Below are 621 nucleotides of genomic sequence, written 5' to 3'. Positions count from 1 at the left end.
CGCGCCAGCTTATTGAGCTGGTCGTCAATAAAGGCGACAACGATCAGCGTTTGGCCCTACTCAAAAACTTACCATTACCAACTGTTGATATGATAAAAGAGTATATTTTAGCCAGTAACGATGGTGATGCTATTGGCCAGATGAATGCTTATTTGCAGATCAATCCAGAAGGCTATGGCAGCCATCATATGCTAGCTAGCAATCAAGCAGATCGTATTGTACCGTTAAGTCCTGGCAACAATGCAAACTAAAATGATGAGGGTCACTAATCGTTAACTGGTTGGTAAGTTACTGGCTCTTATAGCCTAAATTTTACAACGATAAGTTAATTTTAATCGTTTTTGACGTAACGTTTTTTAAGTGCGCAAAAATTGTTATAATTAGCAGCTGTTTTTTAGTATCTTTATTTAGATAACTGTTTTTAAAGATACCAGTTTTTAACAATACTCCCATCTGTTCTTAAAATACGATTGACGACCATTCATTGTGCGATAAATGATTGTTGAAATCAGTTATTTATCACCAAAAACTTTGTCATTCAAGCGAGGCTTACATGCAATACCCAAAACATTACGACGTGATAGTGATCGGTGGCGGTCATGCTGGTACAGAAGCTGCTTT

General features: G+C 37.4%; 1 protein-coding gene and 1 pseudogene. Both read left to right on the top strand.

The genetic code is table 11. From position 1 onward, the window contains the following. A pseudogene (locus ACS8FD_RS22030) lies at positions 1–251 on the top strand (hypothetical protein); the annotation flags it as partial. A gap of 302 nt (positions 252–553) precedes the next feature. Continuing rightward, positions 554–621, top strand: a 68-nt coding sequence (locus ACS8FD_RS22025) for a hypothetical protein (RefSeq protein ID WP_439277439.1), incomplete at its 3' end; no start/stop codon positions are given.

The sequence above is a fragment of the Psychrobacter sp. 1U2 genome (assembly GCF_051847575.1).
This window is presented reverse-complemented; position numbering and strand designations above follow the sequence as displayed.